The organism is Paenibacillus sp. FSL R10-2788 (assembly GCF_038003885.1).
Taxonomy (GTDB): Bacteria; Bacillota; Bacilli; order Paenibacillales; family Paenibacillaceae; genus Paenibacillus_AQ; species Paenibacillus_AQ odorifer.
In genome coordinates this window covers 3,883,726-3,899,411 of the sequence record NZ_JBBOQA010000001.1, presented here as the reverse complement: position 1 = coordinate 3,899,411, position 15,686 = coordinate 3,883,726, and the positions used below count along the sequence as shown (strand labels likewise).

The following is a 15,686-nucleotide window of genomic DNA, read 5'->3' as shown; positions in this document are numbered from 1 at the left end:
TAAGAAACAGTTTTCGGACACCACTGACCTTAAACACAGTCTTCTTTCCCATTTGGAATTCTAACGGACTGCATAGCAGTTATCGGCCCTAAAAACTCCCAATATGAACCCTTTTTGAAGGAATAGTGTCACTGGAGTCCGCGAAACTTCTGAAAAAGCTAAGAACCGGCAAATAACGTCATTTAGGTCCTATGTGTTAAAGACTTGGTCATTTACAATTAGAATAAAGTCCAATTCCCTTTTACTCTTGCATGTTGTTCTGCCCTAACCAGAAGATAGCGGGTACAAATGACAAGACAAGAACTACCTACGATTAAAGCGCCGAGAGCCCACCACCAGCTAATCCCGATATTATCGTATAACGCCCCGCGCACGAGAACCAGACTATATGTGAGTGGAAACAGAAGGGATAGGCCCGTTGCCCATGCTGGGAATACCGCTGGTGGAATACGAACCCCACCAAACAGCTCCATTGGTGCTTGAAAGATGTAATAGAGTAGCCCTGAATCCCTTGAGAATAGAGATATCGCACACAGCAAAGCTCCCCATATAACCGCTGATATCATGATAAGTACTAATACAGGCAATAAGGCGCCCCAGTTAACAGTCGTTGCATCCGCAAGAAAAATGAAAGTCAGGATGGAGAAACAAGCGAACATCCATATTCCGTGAAATAGTGAATATATGGAACGTCCATACAGGAAGGTCATTTTTGACGCTGGGGTTAGGAACACTACCTCAAGTGTGCCCCCTTTACGTTCTTGTTCGAATAACCATGCGGCTTGCACAACCGTCCAGTATAACTGAAAGACGAGATATCCGCTCAGCAGAAAAAGGGGAATCCGTCCATCTGGTATTACTTTTGAGAGTGCTGATCCTACTCCTGTTCTAAAGGGCTGCATAGTAAAGTAGGTGGTTAAAAAGGTGAGCGCCGGCCAGAGTAGAAGTGAAAAAAACACTGCGCGTCCTTTAACTCTATTTCGATGCTGCTTAGTGATCTCCGCGCTAAGGGTAAACCATAAGCTATGTAAGTTCATGATACCCTTCCTTCCGAAAGGAGGATAATCGCATCCTCCAAATTAGGTTTTTCGGATGCGAAGCTTTTAATGCTAAGCCCATGCTCCGTAGTCCATGGCAGCAGCTCTGTAATGATCCTATCAGCCGAAGGTGTCTTTACAGAAATGCGCTGCAGTACATCATTTCGAAGTTCAAGTTTTTCTGTTGCGCAGACACCCATTAATTCCGCAGGCTGAGTATATGTTCGTAGATGCTCTAGTAGCTTGGGACGAAGTGATTCATGCCAGCCTGTAACCTCTAAATGAGCAGTTTGCGAGCCTGCAACCTGATGGACAATCCGCTCAGGTTTGTCACAGAGCAGAAGCTCGCCTCGATTCAGTACATAAACCCGGTCACAGAGTTCTTCGACCTCCTGCAAATAATGGCTGGTCAGAAGGATACCCTTTCCACTGTCCAGTGCAAGCTTTCTTATCGTACCGCGAAGCTGCCTGGAAATGGGGGCATCAAGGCCAAGTGTGGGCTCATCTAGAAATAAGTATTGTGGATCGTTGATAAGTCCGCGGGCGATTTGCAGCCGTTGCTTCATCCCTTTAGAATATTGTTCAACGGGTTGGTCAGCAGCTTGGGTCAAACCTACTTCCTCCAGAAGACGTTCTGCTTCTCTAGCGATTTGAGGGCTGTTCATTCCATAGAGTTTACCGAAGTATTGAAGATTTTCTCTACCAGTGAGTCGCCAGTACAACATTCGTTCTCCTCCGGCGATCATATTTACTTTTTGCTGAATGGCCTTTCGATTCTTGTGCAGTGACATTCCATCGACTTCAATACTGCCTGAGGTTGGCTCTAGGAGAGTAGAGAGCATACGTATTGTAGTGGTTTTTCCAGCGCCATTTAGACCGAGAAGACCTACGATTTCCCCCGCAGCGATATCTAAAGATAGTGATTTCACTGCAGTCACTGATCTTTTTTCCGAACGGAACCAGCCCAGTCTATGTTTGCTTTCGTAAATTTTAGTAACTTCATGCATGTTTATCAATGGTTTTCACCCTCCAAGGTTTTAGAAACGTTCGAACAACCCGCGCTCTATGCGCCGATTTGTCCATTGACCAACCGTTATGTATACAACACTAAGTAGTATGATAGGCAATGCATCAATTAATCGTATTGATTCTCCAGTTAGCAGCGTGCCTCGTAGCAGTTGTAGCGCATAGGTCAATGGGAAAATCTCACCTATAGCCTGCAAGTAGTCAGGCAAGTATTGCCTTGGAAACTGAAATCCACATAGTAGAGCAGTTATCGTAAATAGAGTATTTTGAACAATGAAGGTGTCCCTTGTATAAAGCATAATGCTTCCTAGCACCAGCGCCATCGCATAACATGATAGTAAAAACAGCAAAATTCCCACGAGGAGAGATATAAAGTGAACAGAGGGGAGCCGAAGTCCTGCCAAAAGGCCAAAGAAGAGAACCACCAGCAATTCCGCCCCGCTTCGATACAACTGCTGGACTGCGTTTCCTAGAAAATAACCGCTCCGGCTTGAAGGGGAGAGCAACAGTGCCTCAAGTGTACCTTCTCTCCATTCGGTAATAAGTGCCCTGGATACATTCATCATCATACTGACGGAAAATATACTGAGCATACCTCCAATAATTACATAGGTCAGATAGTCATCACTGCCACTATAGATAGCGAATTTTGAATCTATATCCCCATTGATTAGATACACATAAGAAAAATAAGAGATGATGACTAGATAAACTCCATCAATAATGTGCCCGAATGTAAAGGTCCAGGGAAAGGCTCTAAGATTAGATTTTTGGTTTCTTTTTAGGGTTGCGATAGCGATATGCCACAACTGTACTCACACCTTTCATTAACCTTATTGTTCAAGGTACTGCCTTTGCAGAACGAGAAGATTATCAAAGACTTCTTTGTTCACTGAATAAAATAAATAATTCCCTTTTCGCTGTGATTGGGTAAATCCTGCTTCACTTAGTTGTTTTAGCTGTTTAGAGACCGCAGCTTCAGAAATACCCAATATTGGCGCAAGCTGCTTGGTACAATGTGGACTTTTCCACAGTAGTTTCAGAATTCGCATCCGCGTATCATCACTTAAAGCTTTGAGTTGGCGCAACAGGTCACTCGGCGGTCCTTCACTAAAGGCAAGACCGGGAACATCCACCGTGAGTGGCAAAAATAAAGTGTCTTCGAACCAGCCAACAAGCAGATGCGGAAATATGAATGTAGAAGGAAAAACGTACACTTGTCCAAGCTGGTCATAAGGAAAGTAATACGTTACAGCCTTTTGTACTGTCAGAGTCCCGTTCTCAGCGAGGAGGCGTGTGTGGAGCGCATTTAGTGCCTTTTCCGGGGAACGATTGGCTAAGTCTTGAAACTGAGCGGCTGAGATGTTCATAAATGGTTCAATATAGTCCCATTCCTGCCCGAAATAATCATGTTCGTATGTAATTAATGTTGAGATTAACAGCTTGCGAACACTAGCCAGATTGTTTATCAGGTACTTAACGTTTCCACTCAACTTCATCAGCGAACGCTTGCTTTCAGATTCATTCAGCCATTCGACTAGGGTACTTAGTGCAATTTCTTGATTCATAAATAGATACACTAGCTCTGCATCCGGAAGTTTTTTGAGTAGGGTGATTCCTTGATTGCAAGAAATAGGGACACCCATACGGTCCGGTAAATCTAGCAGAGCGATCCAACGGTCTGACAACTACCCAAGTGTGTGGATGTTCTCCTGTAGAGCAAGAGGCATCCTTTTCTTGAGCTCCAGAGCCCATTGTAATCTTGTTGGATGGTGTTCTGGTTGATGGAAGACATGCAGACTGCATAATAACTCATGAAAAGGACTGACGACCGTTTTGATCTTTCGATTTAAAGTTTGGAGTGAGCTCATCTCTTTCCTCTCCGATTAACTGTTTGGTTAATCAAAAACCACTTTCGCGTAAAGTGTTCAAAATTATAGGGGGATTGGTCAGGATTGTCAAATCTTTTATGCAGAAAAAAGCGAGAGCACATCCCCATGCGATGGACATGGATGTTTCTCTCACTTATAGGATTCTTTTGATAGAGTTATGAAGTAGAGTTATCTTCTGCCTCTAGGCATCATGGAGTTATCGCACATGATATCTTTAACAGAATAGGTGTAGCAATGACGAGGAACTGGGACACAGTGATGGCGTCTAACGATTTCTACCGGGTGAATAACATTCACAACTTGAGGGTGGTAGTAATCTTGATAAACCACCTTAGGTGGGTCAGTGACAGTTTGGGCCGGGCATTTTGGACATCCTTCTGACATTTCCTTCAGCTCCTTTGTGTGTGAACTTACCGTATTATACGCACAGAACAAAGGCATGCTTGGTTATTTGTCTAGTTTATAAAAAAATGGGTGGGATTATTGTTTGTATATCTCTCGCATTACATGACGAAGCTCCGGGATAATGAGCCGTTCCATAGCCAATTTAACGGCTCCAGTGGAGCCGGGCATAGAAAAAACAGCTGTGTTGCCAATCGTACCTGCAATTGCCCGGCTAAGGATTGCCGCCGAACCAATGTCCTCTGTGTAGCTTAACATTCGAAAAATCTCACCGAAGCCCGGTAGCGTTTTATCAAGCAAGGATGAAACTGCTTCGTAGGTGGTATCACGGGGAGAGATTCCTGTTCCACCTGTCAGCAACACGGCCTCAACTTCAGTGTGATCAGCGTTTTTATAGAGTAGTTCACGAATGTCCTGATAGTTGTCTTTGATAATGGTATGACCAATAACTTCATACCCGGCAGCCTCGAGCATGGATTTGATTAATGCTCCACCGGTATCTGTTTCAGTAGTTCTGGTGTCTGAGACGGTAATGATGTAGCAGGAAACGGATTGTGGTGCTTCCTTCCGATGTTCTTCAACGGATGACAATGAGATCAGCTCCTAAATTAGAGATGTTCTCATGATAGGGTATGGGGAAGGCAAAGACAAGTTTTGTTATCAATCGCTATTCTTTTGAGGTTATAGGTGTGCCGCTTGCGTGCTTTGGCATCATGTAGTAAACTCGCTACCATACCCGTAATTTGCAAGGAGCGATGAATCATGGAACAGGTTGTACCTGTGTATATATTGTCAGGATTTCTGGGAAGCGGCAAAACTACCCTGCTGCAGCGCCTGCTGGAACATTGGAAGGATCAGGGTTTGCGCCCGGCCGTAGTGATGAATGAGCTGGGTGAAGTGAACCTGGATGGGCTGCTGGTTGAGCAAACCGTTCCTATGGCAGAGCTGCTCGGCGGCTGTATCTGTTGTTCTATCCGAGGGGATCTTAGCACAGAGCTAACTACTCTTATCAAGAAGGAATCACCTGATGTGGTTGTTATTGAGGCCACAGGTGCGGCGAACCCGTTGGAAATTGTAGATGGTGTAACCGAAACTTCACTGTATCAAAAAGTCGAGCTAAAAAGCTTGATCACCGTCGTTGACGCCGCGCATCTGCTCGAATTGTACCGTGCGCAGCAGGGGGCAACCTATCGACTGATGCAGGAGCAAATTCGCTGCGCATCTGTTTTGATTCTGAATAAAAATGACCGTGTCTCAGCAGATGAAGCGGAAGAGATCACAACTGTTCTGCGAAAATGGAATTCTTATGCACCGATTATGCCAGCGGAGCGTTGTGAGATTGACATAGAGGAGCTCCTGCGTAGCGCAGGTGGAGTTCTTACGGATACACAGCTTGAAGAGAGCGACAGCGAAAGCCATGTGCATGAGGAAGCTCTGCAACCTTCAGGAGGCACCCATGCTTCCCACGATCACGTGATGGCATACACACATTACTTCAAACGACCTGTCAACAGCGAGACCTTTGAACAGTTCGTCAAGGAGCTTCCGCGTGATGTTTATAGGGCTAAAGGCATTGTGACCTTTAATGACACCTCCAGTCGTTTTCTTTTTCAATATGCTTACCGTGAAGCTGATTTTATGAAAATCACACCTCAAGGCGAAGTCCCAGACGTAGCTGTATTTATCGGGGAACACTTCTCATCCAGTGAGTTACGCACGAAGCTGCTGGAGATGGAAGGACGTATTTTAGTTCGGCCTGGCACGATCAAAAGAAGCCTGTAATCCGTTCTGCTTCAGAAGAAGCTGTGGTTCATTCCTAATCTTGTAGGTTAATAGTAAGGCATACCCATTAAAAATGCAGGAGGTTGAAGGCTATGACCCGAATTCAATATCAGGAGTGCATTGACGCTTGTCTCGAAAGTATGAATGCCTGTAACTACAGCTATGTCTCAAGCCTAAAAGAATATGATCTTGCATCACTTCGTGAGAGCATGCGACTCGATCGTGAATGTGCGGATATTTGTTCTTATGCCATTCAAGCAATGACCCGTCAAAGTCCGTTTGTATCTGGAATTCTAAAACTATGTGCGGAGATTTGTGAAGCATGCGCAGATGAGAGCAGCAAGCATATACATAATCACTGCCAAGAATGTATTAATGCCTGCCGTAAAGCTGCAGAGGCATGCCGTTTGATTAGCGATGCTGTTGAGGTATATGCGTAAGAACGTATAGCTTAACTCTCATATATGAACTAATAGCCAGACTGTTGCTGTAGAAATATAGCAATAGTCTGGTTTTTTATATTCAGGTCTGTTTGATTAATGCTACTGGTAGAAAAAAAGGGGAGGAATACTGGATAGAAAGGAAGTTTTAGAAAGGGCTGCTATAGCAGTTCTTTCATTTTTTTGATTCCTAGAAGAGGAAATTCGTAGGGAACCGGAGAATTAACAGTAGATATGAAGGGAGAATGTTAAGTGGCGAACTTAGTAGATCGTAACTTTGCCAGCGGTAGTATAGATGTTGCTATTCCCCTGATAGAATTAGAACAGATCAGTAAACAGTATGGACGCCGACCCGTATTGGAAGAAGTATCGTTTACTATTGAAAAGGGGACTGCAACTGCTCTGATCGGACGGAACGGATCCGGCAAAAGTACGCTGTTGTCAATCTTAGCTGGACTGGTCCATATTTCCTCTGGAAAGCTGAGTTGTAAGGATTCAAATCTGAGAATTGGTTATGCACCTGAGATGTTTCCAGGGTTGAAGCTGACCCCAGAACAGTACTTGCGAAGTATGGGACAGATTAGCGGCCTTGCGCCAGTCCTGATCGAGCAGGAGCTAACAACGTTATTTCAACTTTTTAAGCTGGAGCACTTTCGCAAGCAGTCTATGCTAAACTTCTCCAAAGGAATGCTGCAAAAAATTAATTTGATTCAAAGCTTGCTGGGAAGTCCCTCATTGCTGCTTCTTGATGAACCTATGTCGGGCCTTGATCTCCCCTCAATGAATAAGTTAGCTGATCTTCTTATTGGTTTGAGAAATAAGGGTACTGCTATAGTCTTCTCTGTACATGAACCCCAATGGATTGAATTGCTTGCGGATCAGGTTCATGTGATACATGAAGGGAAAATTGTAAAGTCAATTCAGGGGTCAGAGAAGCTGAACTTTAAACCCTCTACATACATACTATTGTCTAATCTGTCGATTCAGAAACTGCAGCAATTGAAGGAAATGGCAGGTTTCATTGCAATAAATACGTTTAAGGATAGTTGTAACATAGAACGTACGGCATTGACAGTAACAAGTTCAGAATCAGATGCTTTTTTGCGGGTTATCTTGGAGTCGGGTGGTTCAATACAATCGGTAGAACCTCGCGGAGGATCGCATGACTTAGAAAAATGGATGAATCCTAGAAGTTGAACAGGGGGTCTTACGTGTATCCGTTTATCGTTTACATGCTGCGAAGTTATACTCGATCTCAGCGTTATTTCGGCCCGTTAGCAGGGATTGTGATTGCAGTCTTGATATTGTATTCTTATAAGCCCAATCCAGTTATGAATAGCTATGCCGCTACAGCAGTAATGCTCTTTATAAGCTGCGCTTGGATGAGTCTTAGTTTTTTGAATCATGAGCACGCTGTTCATCGGCAGATTGCAGTTGTTCACATGCGAAGTGCGGCAAAACATAGTGCAGGTGGTATCTTAACGCTTGCATTTCTAACGTTGCTGATAGATCTATTGATTGTCCTTTATCCTTGGGTAACAGGTCATTTCGCAGAATCACCTGGGGCATATCGGTTAATTCTAGCGCTTATAGGACATGGATTGTTGGGTATGCTTGGTGTGGCTATTGCCCTATTCTTTCAATCTTCTTGGATTCAAAAAGGCAGTCACGCAACAGGTATGTTATTAGCTATCGTTGTATTATCACTGGGTGGAGCACAAATCAGCGAAAGTTTGCCTGGTATATTTCATTTTTTGATCTGGTTGTTGCCGCCAGTAACTCCTGTAATGGAGGCCATGATGAAAGCTGATACATTGTCATTAGCGGAGTTGTTAGGTTCATTTGCACAAGCATTAGTATATATAACACTGCTTATCGGTTTTTATTTGTACAGATCAAGACAGAGGGATTACAACAAAACATAACTTGTATAGATAAAAGGAACAAGGATACAGAAGTGGGGGAAAAGATGAAGGATACATATGTACCTGAGAGTGAACAATCGAAAGAGTTATTCGCCTATTTTGGACTGGCAGTTTATTATGGACAGGCCCTCGAGCAGCAGCTTACCAACTTGCTATTGCTTACTAAGCTATCACAAGGAAAAACGCCAACAGAAGCAGATCTGACAGACCTTTATCAGCGAAAACTCAGCAATTCACTCGGCCAACTCATCAAAGAAATCCAACATCATTTTCCTTTCTCGGAGCAAGAAACCGCTCAGTTGGAGGAAGTGTGGAAACAACGTAATTACATCGTTCATGATTACTTTAAAGAGCGTATACAGGAAACCTTTACGCCTGCCGGAAGAGCTAAAATGATTCGGGAGCTGAAACGTTTTAAAAATAAAGCAAGTAGACTTGAAGTTAAACTGCAAGGCTACTGCACAGAAATGTTCACGAAGCTTGGATTAGAGGAGGAAAACTTATTGTAATAATCCTTCTAAGCCGCAAGCTGTTACAACCTCTGGTCTAAAATGAACCGAAGAAGCTCTAACACAGCGAGAGAGTGCAGTTAAAGCTTCGCCTAATGCCGGAATCATCTCCGGTGTTAGGCTTTCTCCAGGTTCCCACCACCAATTGTTAATATTCAATGTTTGGTTCTTCTTATCCATCACCGGTTCAAATCTGCCAACAAAACGATCATTATATAATATTGGCAGTACATAGTAACCATATTCTCGTTCTATTGCCGGCTTATAGACCTCCCAGCGGTAATGAAATCCGAATAATTGCCGAACCAGCTCGCGTTCCCACAACAAATTATCCAGCGGAGCCAAAACAGCCGCAAATGAATCACGTGGTTGAAGCCCAATCTCTTCAGATTCTTGCAGCATCACAGACTCCAAGGTTGGAGCATCTATACTGCGGATATAAAGCGGAACCTTAATCCCCTCGACCCAAACTTCTCTGAGACTATCCTTCTCCAGCAATCTCTGAACCGCCGCCGCACGCTCTTTGCTCTTCAGTCCGGATATGCCCAGCCATCCGTCTCCAGATTTATTCCATAACAAGCCGATACTTCCTATTCTACGTAACACATACCAATCGTGAAATTGTTCTTCCGTGACATTTGGATCGGCTGAACTCAGCAGCTCTGAGGGTAACAAACGTTCAACGAAATCATAATATCGCCGAGTATGTACACGATGGTGGACAACAATCTCTCCCCAAAAGTACATGCTTTCCATTGCAGCTCGTGATAATCTTGTCGGAGCCCAAGCCCAATCTACTTTCTCCTTTCCGTCTAAATCCAAAGAGGAGAGGGGACCGCGCTTCTGAAGCTCTTCACGAACCTGTGCTACAGCGACCATTACAGGCTCATTAGCCTGATGGTGGGAGGCAGCAGCTGTTCTTCTCCGCTTAAAATAAGGCCAATCCTCTGTACAATAAATAGACATGTTCTTGTCCCAGCCATCAACGAGCAACCTGTCTTTATACAGAAGCTCTTGGACCAGTTCTGGCGTAAATCCCGGAATCCGTGCTTGGAGGACCAGCTCATGATTATGGCCGGCAATATTAAGGGGGTCATATTGGATGCAGCCTACGTGACGAACATAGTCATAAATACTAAGTTTTCCGGAAGGGATAGCTCCGGCAGTTAACTTTTGATGAGATAGCAGAAAAAGCCTGGCTTGTTTCTTAGTCAGATTATAAGTAAGCATCGTTTACTCCTCCAAGGATATGTATTAATTCCCATAATACAGAACATCTGTTCTAAGATCAAGCAGGAAAAAACCCTGAATCACAATGAAGTGACTCAGGGTTGTAAATTACATTTTCTCAAGAGAGGGTTGCAAGTTTCCGAGTGCTGGACGGTTGCTTGCGCCAGCGTTATCGTCAGAGCTGTTAGCAGCGGCACCTACTTGCAGCTGGTACATACGGAAGTATCTTCCGCCAAGCGCCATCAGTTCATCGTGGCTACCGCGTTCTACGATCTCTCCGTGATGTAGGACTAGAATCTGATCTGCACTGCGAATCGTGGATAAGCGGTGAGCGATGATGAAAGTGGTGCGTCCTTTTTTGAGAACTTCCAGCGCATCCTGAATGACGCTTTCCGTTTCTGTATCGATGTTGGAGGTAGCTTCATCTAGAATAAGAATAGCTGGGTCAAAGGAGAGAGCTCTCGCAAAAGAAATCAATTGCCGCTGACCCGCAGATAAAGTACTTCCTTTCTCAATTACCGGTTCATCAAATCCTTGTGGAAGATGAGCGAGCAACTTATCCGCACCAACCTCACGCAATGCACGTTCTACACGTTCACGTGAAATTCGTTCATCCCCTAGGCTGACGTTCGAAGCAATGGTGCCCGTGAAGAGGTACGGATCCTGCAGCACGATGCCCATGTGATTCCGCAGCCACTGCTTCGGAATATCCGTAACCTTTTGACCGTCAATCGTAATATCGCCTTTTTGTGGATCATAGAACCGGAACAGCAGATTGATGATTGAGCTTTTGCCGGAACCCGTATGACCTACAAGAGCGACAGTTTCACCCGGGCGTGCTTCAAAGGAGATATCGCGAAGGACGTAGTCTTTTTTATAAGCAAAAGATACATTCTTAAATTCCACTTTTCCTTTGTAGCGTGGCATGGAGCCGTCCGTAACATTCTCTCCAGGTTCATCCATAAGCGTAAACACACGTCCCGCAGATACCATAGAAGTATCCAGGTTCGCCAACTGGTTCACCATACCCGTGATAGGCTGGAACAAACGTCCGAGCACATCGACAAAGGCATATAGAACGCCTAAGGATACAAAGGTTGAACCAGTAATACTGCCATGTCCGAAATACCAAAGCACCATCACAAAAGAGAGAGAACGAAGTGAGTTCACCAGATTGTGGGACGTGAAAGCATTCAGATTTAACATTTTATTCTGATATTTCAAGTAATCATCGTTCAGGTTCTCAAATTCTGCACTAAGCTGCTTCTGACGGCGGAATATCCGGACGATTGACATCCCCTGAATCGATTCATTAATAATGGCGTTAATTTCACTTAGACGTGAGCGAATGATCGTATTGTATTTGGTCGCAATTTTGCGATAGAGCACGATCCACAGCACAAGAATAGGTACAATGAACAAGCTGATCAGACCCAGACGGACATCAAGTAAGAACAGAGCGATATATACGCCAGTTATATTGATAATACCGGTGCTGAAATTGGAAAGGACGGCAATGAATAGATCCTTAATCGCCTCGGTATCATTTGTAACCCGCGACACTACCTTACCAGCAGGCAAATTGTCAAAAAAATGAACGGGTAGTCGCTGGATATGTGCGTATACATCTGTCCGCAGCTTCCGGATTACCTGATTCGCCGAAGATTGCAGCCAGTAGGTTTTTCCGAATTCAGCAAAGATGGAGATTACAAGAAAAATAGCATACATTCCGACCAACTGATAGATTCCAGGAAGCTCAGGTTTGTAAAAAGCGAACAGCTCATCGGCCGATAGCTTAACCGCCGGATAGATAACTTCGTTATCACCACGGGTGATATGCATCTCTCCATCGATGAACTTTCGTTCACCGTCAGGCTGTGTTACAGCTTCGTTAATAAAATAAAAACTTCTCCCTGCTTGAAGAACACGAATTTCTTGGCCTTTAGTTTCACCAGGCTCAAAGCGATCGCCGCGTTTGTATAAACTATTGTTATATTCAGCCGCCTTATCGGGAGACGTGGTGCTGAAATAGGGCTTCTCGATGGCCAGCATGTGATTGTCGATCATGCTTTTGGCTATAAATGGACCTGCCAGCTCTGCCGCTACCCCGATTGAAAGCAGCAGAAGGGCTGCGATAAAGGTTTTCTTTGCGGTCAATGCATATTCCAGCAGGCGTTTGCCTGTACTTTGTGTCAACCGTGACACCTCCTAAAATGTTTTGCGTAGTCGTAGCTCGTTTATTTATGGTTGTAGTTTAATCATTCGACAAGTTATTTTCGACTTGCTGCCGATCATATTGTTCACGGTACCAGCCATTCAAATCCAACAGCTCCTGATGTGTACCTCGCTCAACGATTTGTCCGTTATCCAGTACAACAATCATATCGGCATGTTGGACGGCGGAGAGACGGTGAGTAGAGATTAATGTGGTTTTTCCGGCACGTTCATTCCGGATATTGTCGATAATCTGAGCTTCCGTACGAGCGTCAACGGCTGATAAGGCATCGTCCAGAATAAGAATATCAGGATTAGCGATAAAAGCTCTGGACAGAGAGACACGTTGCTTTTGTCCACCGGAGAGAGATACACCACGTTCACCCACCAGAGTATCCAGACCATCGGACAATGTGCCCAGGTCGTTCTGGAAAGCGGCAGCTGTAATGGCTTGCATAATCGTATCGTCATCGGCGTTGTCTAGACCAAATTGAATGTTTTGCCGAACGGATTTGGAGAAAAGAATTTGCTCTTGCGGAACATAACCCATCCAGCTATGCAGCTGATCCAGGGAAATCTGTTGAATAGGCACGCCAGAGATAAGGATCTCTCCATTACCTGTCGGATATTCGCGGAGCAATTGTTTGAGCAGTGTAGATTTCCCGCTTCCTGTACGCCCGACTACACCTAATGTCTGCCCTTGGTTCAGGGTTAAGTTGACATGGCTTAGATTGTCAATCGTCGAAGAAGGATAACGGAAAGTCACATCGTTAAGCTCGATTCGAGTAGGATGGGGAACTTGAACAGGATGGGCAGCATTTTGAACATCGGGTTTGGAGTTTAACGTCTCGTCGATACGTTCGAGGGAAGCTCCGCCACGCTGCATAATGTTGATCAATTCTCCAATAGCGAACATCGGCCATACAATCATACCGAGGTACATATTAAAGGAGACTAGATCACCCAGTGTGATCTGATTGCGGAATACAAGGTAAATCCCATAAGTAAGACCAATAATGTAGCTGAGTCCAACGCAGAAGCGGATAGTTGGTTCGAAGAAAGCATCGACACGAGCTACGGCCATATTTTTGTTGTAAACATCTTCAGTAATATCCGAGAAACGTTTTTCATCAAGACGCTCTTGGACATAAGCACGGATTACGCGCACACCAGAGACAGATTCGAGCACTTGGTCATTCATATCTCCGAATGCATCCTGCGCTAAGCTGTATCGATCATGAATAGCTTTACCATAAAAAATCATAGCTATTGCAATTAGGGGTAATGGTAATACTGCTGCAAGGGTCAATTTCCAACTCACGAGAAAGCCCATCGCAAACAGCACAACCGTGAGGTAGATTGTAGAATCCACCAGTGTAAGCATCCCGAATCCTACGGTAGCTGAGACGGCTCTGATATCATTGGTTGCCCGGGCCATGAGGTCACCAGTTCTATTTTTTTCGAAGAACGAGGGTGTCATAGTCATAAGATGATTCATAAATCGGGAGCGCAGCAGGCGCTCAACAAGGTTGGAACCTCCGAAAAGTTTGTGCATCCATATGTAGGTAATCCAATAAATAACTAGCAGCAAAATAAAGATCATGCCGATATATTTGGCAAGCGAAGCTGTAGTAATCGAACCGCGTACTATGTCGTCAATGGCATTGCCTAGCAGACGTGGAGGGAGTAATTCAAGAACGCCTACACCTATGAGTAATATGAGTCCAATCAGGTAACGCCTTTTTTCTCGGCGAAAAAACCAGCCGAGATCGCGAAGAACAGAGAACAAGTAAATCCCTTCCTTTCAGGTTGTAATGATTGCTTGTGATGCTGATAAAAGCGCAAGTGATTATCTCTTCAGCAAACAAAAAAGGCATATCATCCGAAAACGGACGATATGCCTGTAATTTACAGCTATCATGCGCACGGTGCGTTACAGCACCAAGCATGTGAGAGACCTTCAAGAACTAAAGTTATACGGTCCATAAGACTCGCAAAAACTTCAGGATGGCTTAATCACTTGGGCTGCTTCGGTATTCGGTTGAGTAAAAATTCCAACAATAGTAAAATAATATGGCTGTAACTTCGTAAACACCGCGCTCACCCCTTTCATTAATTTGGTAATAACTAGAAGACGTTTAGTTATGTTCAGAGTTTATCATCCGGTTCGCGAATTTGTCAAACTTAATTTTAAATGGATTGGGAAATCATTAATTGCATAAAGTTGTTTGAATATCGACTTATTTTCGTTATGATTAGAATATACAAAGGAGCTGAGAGAAATGAACATGGAAATTAGTCAAGCAGCGGCAGCTTGGTTTAAGAGAGAATTGGACCTTAAGAATGGAGACTATATTCGTTTATTTCCCCGTTATAGCTCGGGAGGTGGACTTCACCCCGGTTTTTCGCTGGGCATTGCTACAGAAGCGCCTGGGCGTCCAGCTATTCAGGTCAAACAGGATGATATTGTGTTCTACATGGAGGAGCAGGACTTGTGGTATATGGAAGGTTATGACCTATCTATCGTATACTCTGAGTCAGAGGATGACATTAAATATAAGTACGAACCAAAGCCGGTATCCGGCGAAGTGCAGGTATTGTTGTCTTAATGATTGTTTATTTTAATCAGGAAAAGCCCTTGCCAAAAGGCAGGGGCTTTTCAAATGCTGTCTTTAAAAATGAGGGTATTCCAGTTGGAAATACATAGGTGTTATCAGTGCAAATTGCGAGAGGTTTCTTCCTCCAGAGCGAAGTCGAAGTCGTCAATATCGTACACCTGAACTGGAACTCCACCCTCGATGATCCGTTGAATCAATTCAAATTGATCCGTTAGGATAGGTACTTTCTCACGTTGTGAGGACAGCAGAAGCTCTGTTTCGATGGGATCGAACATCTCACCGTAGACAGCGGTATCCATACTGTTAATGATGGTGATTTTGGATTGCCCGCCAAGGAGAATACCTGAGCTTTTCGCCCATGGCACTGCTAAACAGCGGTTGATCTTCTTCGCGTTGAGCGGTTCTTCAAAATAAGCAATGAGCTCACTAATCTTCAACTTAACATGCTTGTCGTCGTCCGGACGGTTCATCAACGGATCATCGCTGTCTCGCAGTTCGTATAGTTCCATCACAGTAGTATAAGGCACTATATATTCTACAGGGCTGCTCGATACGAGAAGCTGGCCGTAAATCGCCATCATGACGGCTTCCGTCACAAATTGTCTAGACAT

Annotated in this window: 16 protein-coding genes; 6 read left to right on the top strand and 10 right to left on the bottom strand. The window is 44.3% G+C overall.

The annotated features are described in order from the left end of the window. Positions 1-218: 218 nt before the first annotated feature. The 6 genes from NSQ50_RS17310 to NSQ50_RS17290 form a co-directional block, all read right to left on the bottom strand. Positions 219-1,037 carry an ABC transporter permease gene (locus tag NSQ50_RS17310; protein WP_036688042.1) on the bottom strand — a complete coding sequence of 273 codons (819 nt, stop codon included), beginning with the start codon at positions 1,035-1,037 and terminating at the stop codon, positions 219-221. Continuing rightward, positions 1,034-2,053, bottom strand: a complete 1,020-nt coding sequence (locus NSQ50_RS17305) for an ABC transporter ATP-binding protein (protein ID WP_200870232.1) — start codon at positions 2,051-2,053, stop codon at positions 1,034-1,036. The genes NSQ50_RS17310 and NSQ50_RS17305 overlap by 4 nt, the downstream gene beginning before the upstream one ends. A gap of 21 nt (positions 2,054-2,074) precedes the next feature. After that, positions 2,075-2,872, bottom strand: a complete 798-nt coding sequence (locus NSQ50_RS17300; protein WP_036688041.1) for an ABC transporter permease — start codon at positions 2,870-2,872, stop codon at positions 2,075-2,077. A gap of 24 nt (positions 2,873-2,896) precedes the next feature. Beyond that, complete coding sequence (locus NSQ50_RS17295) at positions 2,897-3,751, bottom strand: ArsR/SmtB family transcription factor (RefSeq protein WP_076223851.1); 855 nt, start codon at positions 3,749-3,751, stop codon at positions 2,897-2,899. Next, a complete protein-coding gene (locus tag NSQ50_RS31615; protein ID WP_076223849.1) occupies positions 3,752-3,934 on the bottom strand; it encodes a DUF5937 family protein in 183 nt (60 codons plus the stop codon). It abuts the gene before it with no gap. A gap of 501 nt (positions 3,935-4,435) precedes the next feature. Then, positions 4,436-4,954: a MogA/MoaB family molybdenum cofactor biosynthesis protein gene (locus NSQ50_RS17290; RefSeq protein ID WP_036688034.1), complete on the bottom strand. Its 519-nt coding sequence runs from the start codon at positions 4,952-4,954 to the stop codon at positions 4,436-4,438. A 165-nt stretch (positions 4,955-5,119) separates the two neighbouring features. Between NSQ50_RS17290 and NSQ50_RS17285 the strand changes: the two genes are divergently transcribed. From NSQ50_RS17285 to NSQ50_RS17265, 5 genes are all read left to right on the top strand, one after another. Further along, positions 5,120-6,139, top strand: a complete 1,020-nt coding sequence (locus NSQ50_RS17285) for a CobW family GTP-binding protein (protein ID WP_076142128.1) — start codon at positions 5,120-5,122, stop codon at positions 6,137-6,139. A 92-nt stretch (positions 6,140-6,231) separates the two neighbouring features. Continuing rightward, entirely contained in the window at positions 6,232-6,579 is a 348-nt protein-coding gene (locus tag NSQ50_RS17280; RefSeq protein WP_036688030.1) for a four-helix bundle copper-binding protein, read from the top strand. 252 nt (positions 6,580-6,831) lie between these two features. After that, positions 6,832-7,776 (top strand): ATP-binding cassette domain-containing protein, encoded by a 945-nt coding sequence (locus NSQ50_RS17275; RefSeq protein ID WP_076223846.1) that lies wholly within the window; start codon positions 6,832-6,834, stop codon positions 7,774-7,776. A 14-nt stretch (positions 7,777-7,790) separates the two neighbouring features. Further along, positions 7,791-8,504 (top strand): hypothetical protein, encoded by a 714-nt coding sequence (locus NSQ50_RS17270; RefSeq protein WP_076103966.1) that lies wholly within the window; start codon positions 7,791-7,793, stop codon positions 8,502-8,504. Positions 8,505-8,548: 44 nt separating this feature from the next. Beyond that, positions 8,549-9,013 (top strand): hypothetical protein, encoded by a 465-nt coding sequence (locus NSQ50_RS17265; RefSeq protein ID WP_038571625.1) that lies wholly within the window; start codon positions 8,549-8,551, stop codon positions 9,011-9,013. On the opposite strand, the gene NSQ50_RS17260 is transcribed toward NSQ50_RS17265, so the two are convergent. The 3 genes from NSQ50_RS17260 to NSQ50_RS17250 form a co-directional block, all read right to left on the bottom strand. Next, positions 9,005-10,243 (bottom strand): winged helix-turn-helix domain-containing protein, encoded by a 1,239-nt coding sequence (locus tag NSQ50_RS17260; RefSeq protein WP_076223844.1) that lies wholly within the window; start codon positions 10,241-10,243, stop codon positions 9,005-9,007. The genes NSQ50_RS17265 and NSQ50_RS17260 overlap by 9 nt on opposite strands. A 108-nt stretch (positions 10,244-10,351) precedes the next feature. Further along, on the bottom strand, positions 10,352-12,439 hold the full coding sequence (locus tag NSQ50_RS17255; RefSeq protein ID WP_036688022.1) for an ABC transporter ATP-binding protein: 2,088 nt from the start codon (positions 12,437-12,439) through the stop codon (positions 10,352-10,354). Positions 12,440-12,497: 58 nt separating this feature from the next. Next, a complete protein-coding gene (locus tag NSQ50_RS17250) occupies positions 12,498-14,246 on the bottom strand; it encodes an ABC transporter ATP-binding protein (RefSeq protein ID WP_036688020.1) in 1,749 nt (582 codons plus the stop codon). Positions 14,247-14,739: 493 nt separating this feature from the next. Here NSQ50_RS17250 and NSQ50_RS17245 point away from each other — a divergent pair, with 493 nt between their 5' ends. Then, on the top strand, positions 14,740-15,066 hold the full coding sequence (locus NSQ50_RS17245; protein ID WP_076144725.1) for a HesB/YadR/YfhF family protein: 327 nt from the start codon (positions 14,740-14,742) through the stop codon (positions 15,064-15,066). A gap of 104 nt (positions 15,067-15,170) precedes the next feature. On the opposite strand, the gene NSQ50_RS17240 is transcribed toward NSQ50_RS17245, so the two are convergent. Beyond that, the gene (locus tag NSQ50_RS17240) at positions 15,171-15,686 is read right to left on the bottom strand and encodes a hypothetical protein (RefSeq protein ID WP_038571616.1); all 516 of its coding nucleotides are present in this window, start codon (positions 15,684-15,686) and stop codon (positions 15,171-15,173) included.

What these genes read in the sequence shown, in the direction of transcription:
- NSQ50_RS17260 (WP_076223844.1), bottom strand. Translation starts at nt 10,243, where the DNA reads ATGCTTACTTATAATCTGACTAAGAAACAAGCCAGGCTTTTTCTGCTA.
- NSQ50_RS17245 (WP_076144725.1), top strand. Translation starts at nt 14,740, where the DNA reads ATGAACATGGAAATTAGTCAAGCAGCGGCAGCTTGGTTTAAGAGAGAA.
- NSQ50_RS17280 (WP_036688030.1), top strand. Translation starts at nt 6,232, where the DNA reads ATGACCCGAATTCAATATCAGGAGTGCATTGACGCTTGTCTCGAAAGT.
- NSQ50_RS17265 (WP_038571625.1), top strand. Translation starts at nt 8,549, where the DNA reads ATGAAGGATACATATGTACCTGAGAGTGAACAATCGAAAGAGTTATTC.
- NSQ50_RS31615 (WP_076223849.1), bottom strand. Translation starts at nt 3,934, where the DNA reads ATGAGCTCACTCCAAACTTTAAATCGAAAGATCAAAACGGTCGTCAGT.
- NSQ50_RS17240 (WP_038571616.1), bottom strand. Translation starts at nt 15,686, where the DNA reads ATGTCTAGACAATTTGTGACGGAAGCCGTCATGATGGCGATTTACGGC.
- NSQ50_RS17310 (WP_036688042.1), bottom strand. Translation starts at nt 1,037, where the DNA reads ATGAACTTACATAGCTTATGGTTTACCCTTAGCGCGGAGATCACTAAG.
- NSQ50_RS17285 (WP_076142128.1), top strand. Translation starts at nt 5,120, where the DNA reads ATGGAACAGGTTGTACCTGTGTATATATTGTCAGGATTTCTGGGAAGC.